Source organism: Polaromonas sp. P1_E1_2, assembly GCF_056406035.1.
This window is the reverse complement of record NZ_JBFUAZ010000443.1, coordinates 1-3670: the sequence shown is the minus strand read 5'-3', so window position 1 is coordinate 3670 and position 3670 is coordinate 1. Positions and strand designations below refer to the sequence as shown.

Genomic DNA, 3670 nt, shown 5'->3' with positions numbered 1-3670 from the left:
CCAGCATGAGCCGCGGAACTGGCTTTGCCAGGCCGCAGGCGGGCGGCCCCCTCGGGGGGCAGGGAGCTACACAAAGTGAGCGACCGTGGGGGCAAGTATGGCGGGCCTGCAACAGGCGGCAACAGCTTGACTGCGGTAGCGCGGGCTTATCGTGCTAACGTCCATTGATCACAGCGCTCGCGCCCACGTACCCCACTTCCTTATGGACGCTACCAACCCAGTTCCGCTCGAAACCGCCCCGGCCCCGCTGGAAATGCGCCCGCGCAGGGGTTTCAGCCTGTTCTGGCGGACCTTCTTTTTCCTGGCGCTACTGCTGTTCGGCTCCATCGTTGCCTGGCTGCAGACCTTCCGGGCACTCGAATCCGAGCCGCGGGCCATCCAGAGTGCGCAGCAGCTGGCCTCGCTGGTCAATCTCAGCCGCGCCGCGCTCCGGTATTCCGACTCCATCGCCCGCGTATCGCTGATCAAGACCCTGGCGGACGAGGAGCGCGTACGCATTACGCCGAGGGAACCCAAGGACAAGTTCGAATTGTTCGAGAGCGACGAGTTGGGCGAGCGCACCGCCGAAGAACTCAAGGCGCGGCTGGGCAACGGCACGGTGGTGGCCAGCAGCGTCAACGGCCAGAAGGGCCTGTGGGTGGGCTTTACCATCGACGGCGATGCGTACTGGCTGCTCACAGACCCTTCCAAGATCGGGCCCTCGCGCAACAGCACCTGGATCATCTGGCTCATCACGGCGGCAGCGCTGTCGCTGGCCGGGGCAGCCTTTATTGCCCGCCTGATCAACCGGCCGCTCAAGCAGCTGTCGTTCGCGGCCAGCCGGATGCGGGACGGCGACTTCGATGCCAGCCTGCTCGATGAAAAAGTGGYGACCAGTGAAATCCGTGAGGTCAACATCGGCTTTAACCGCATGGCCGAGCAGCTGTCCAAAATCGAGCAGGACCGGGTCATCATGCTGGCGGGGATTTCCCATGACCTGCGCACCCCGCTGGCCCGGCTGCGCCTGGAAACCGAGATGAGCGTCACTGACATGGATGCACGCGAGCACATGGCGGCCGACATTACCCAGCTGGACGCCATCATCGACAAATTCCTTGACTACGCACGGCCCGAGCCACCGCGGCTGGAGCGGGTGTCACTCAATGCGGTGGTCGATGCCGCCGTATACGCCATCGCCGACTATGAAGACATGCGGGTCACGGTGACCATCCCGGACGACATGGCGGTGCTGGCCGACGAGGTCGAGTTGTCGCGCGTGATTTCAAACCTGCTGGAAAATGCCAGGCGCTACGGCAAGACACCTGAAACCGGCATTGCCTTGGTTGATATTGCGGCCAAAGGCCGTGACCAGTGGGTGCTGATCAAGGTACGGGATCACGGCATGGGCGTGGCGCCCGAGACCTTGTCCAAGCTCACCCGCCCGTTTTTCCGGGGAGACGCCGCACGCACGGCCGCTACCGGCGCGGGCCTGGGTCTCGCGATTGTCGAAAAGACGATTCACCGCATGGGCGGTGTGTTTGGCCTGGCCAACACAGGCTCCGGTGGGCTCGCCGCGCATATCAAGCTGCGCAGGAGCTGATTCCCCTTGCGGACGGTTGCCCGGCTCCGCAGCCGGCCTCAAAGAGAAATCACCCCTCCGACCAGGCAGGCCGTGCGCGATCAGCTATCAAAACGATAGCACTAAAAAAGCAGAACAACAGCCCGGGCTTCCATGCTCAGGCCCTGTCCTACCGGGCCGAGCTTTTCGGCGGTCTTGGCCTTGACGTTCACCTGTCCCACTTCCAGCGCCAGCACTTCTGCGATGCGCGTGCGCATTGCCGCAATGTAAGGCGCAAGTTTGGGCGCCTGCGCAATGACTGTGCTGTCGATGTTGCCGATCTTGTGGCCACGCTCTGCCAGCAAGCGCCCGACCTCCGCCAGCAAGACGGTCGAATCAGCGCCCTTGAAGCGCGCGTCGGTGTCCGGAAAATGCGAGCCGATGTCGCCCAGCCCGGCAGCGCCCAGCAACGCATCGGTGATGGCGTGCAACAGCACATCGGCGTCCGAATGGCCAAGCAGGCCGACGGTGTGGGGAATGTCCACACCACCGATGATGAGCTTGCGCCCAGGCACCAACGCGTGGGTGTCCCAGCCTTCACCGATTCGAAAATTCACGAGGGACATGGATGAGGGCTTTCATAAGATGGTTTGAATAGTCAGGCGGCATTCAAGGGCTGCCGGCAAAACCAGCCACTTCGCCGCTGCGTCTGCGCTGCCAGAGAATCGCTTCCGCCAGAGCGAAATCTTCCGGATAGGTCACCTTGAAGTTCTGCGCACTGCCGTTGACCAGCCTGGGCGATACGCCCATTGCTTCCATGGCGCTGGATTCATCGGTGACAGCGTCTCCTGTGTGCTCCAGCGCATCGATCAGCGCGCCGATACGAAACATTTGCGGCGTTTGCGCCAGCCATTTGTCGCTACGGTCCACAGTGGCGGCCACGCGGCCGTCCCGTTCGGTTTTAAGCGTGTCCGGCAGCTTTTGAGCCAGCAGGCCGCCCACAGCGTCATTGCGGCATTCATGGATCAGGGCCTTGATCTGCCCGGCTGTGACCAGGCAGCGCGCCGCATCGTGCACCAGCACCCAGTCGGTCAGGGCCGCGCCGTCGGGTCGCCGCGCCACCATCGCCTTGAGGCCGTTCAGCACCGTGGCCGCACGGGTCAGTCCGCCGCCAACCCACAGGGTTTCGTTCGTGTTGCCGAAATCGGGAAACACCTTCAAAAAATCGTCATCCGACGGGGAAATGACCACCCACAAACCGGCGAAAGTGCCTGGAAGCGCCCGAAATGCCTCTACGGTATGGCGGACCATAGGGATGCCGTCAATCACCTGGTATTGCTTGGCTTGAGGCGTTCCGGCCCGGCTACCTTGCCCCGCACAGGGAATCAGCACAAAAAAACGGGGTTCGGAACGGTTATTGGCGGGGCTTGTCGTCATAACTTCATCATAGATTCTAAAATCGATGCCTGAACGCATGCAGGCACCCCACTCCGGATGGTTTGGGGTGTCTGGCTTTTGTCGTTTGAATTTTGGCCTTTCCTGCCTTCCTCTTTCCTGATTGTTTGAAACGACACACTCGCCAGCGCACCGATCAATGCACCTACCCTCACTCGTCACCGGCAAACGCTACACCCTGCCCCAGCCCGCCGGTTCTGCCGATGCCCTGCTGCTGGCACGCCTGGGCATCCGCGAGAAAGCCGCCGGCAAGCTCACCGCCATCATCACGTCAGACGCCACCACGGCCCAGCGCCTGATGGACGAGATCGCTTTTTTTGCGCCTGACCTGCGCTGCGCGCTGTTCCCCGACTGGGAAACCCTGCCTTACGACACCTTCTCGCCGCACCAGGATTTGATCAGCGAGCGCCTGGCCACGCTGTGGCGAATCCAGCAGCGCGACAAGGAAACCGGCGCCGACGTCGTCATCGTGCCGGCCACCACGGCGCTGTACCGCCTTGCGCCGCCCAGCTTCCTGGCGGGCTACACCTTTCAGTTCAAGGTCAAACAAAAGCTTGACGAAACGCGGCTCAAAGCCCAGCTCACATTAGCGGGCTACAGCCATGTGACGCAAGTGGTGAGCCCCGGCGAATACGCGGTGCGCGGTGGTTTGATCGACCTCTTCCCCATGGGCAGCCC

3 protein-coding genes and 1 pseudogene are annotated in these 3670 nt (G+C 62.5%); 2 read left to right on the top strand and 2 right to left on the bottom strand.

The window, feature by feature from the left end:
* Positions 1 to 202: 202 nt before the first annotated feature.
* Positions 203 to 1579, top strand: coding sequence for a sensor histidine kinase (locus tag AC1D1P_RS17630; protein ID WP_477673855.1), 1377 nt, complete (start codon positions 203 to 205; stop codon positions 1577 to 1579).
* A gap of 101 nt (positions 1580 to 1680) precedes the next feature.
* Here AC1D1P_RS17630 and ispF read toward each other — a convergent pair whose 3' ends face one another.
* Both ispF and ispD read right to left on the bottom strand, forming a co-directional pair.
* Positions 1681 to 2163, bottom strand: coding sequence for a 2-C-methyl-D-erythritol 2,4-cyclodiphosphate synthase (ispF, locus tag AC1D1P_RS17625; RefSeq protein ID WP_477669234.1), 483 nt, complete (start codon positions 2161 to 2163; stop codon positions 1681 to 1683).
* A gap of 43 nt (positions 2164 to 2206) precedes the next feature.
* Positions 2207 to 2974: a 2-C-methyl-D-erythritol 4-phosphate cytidylyltransferase gene (ispD, locus tag AC1D1P_RS17620; RefSeq protein WP_477673854.1), complete on the bottom strand. Its 768-nt coding sequence runs from the start codon at positions 2972 to 2974 to the stop codon at positions 2207 to 2209.
* Between the two features lie 157 nt (positions 2975 to 3131).
* Here ispD and AC1D1P_RS17615 point away from each other — a divergent pair.
* Positions 3132 to 3670, top strand: a pseudogene (locus tag AC1D1P_RS17615) (transcription-repair coupling factor); the annotation flags it as partial.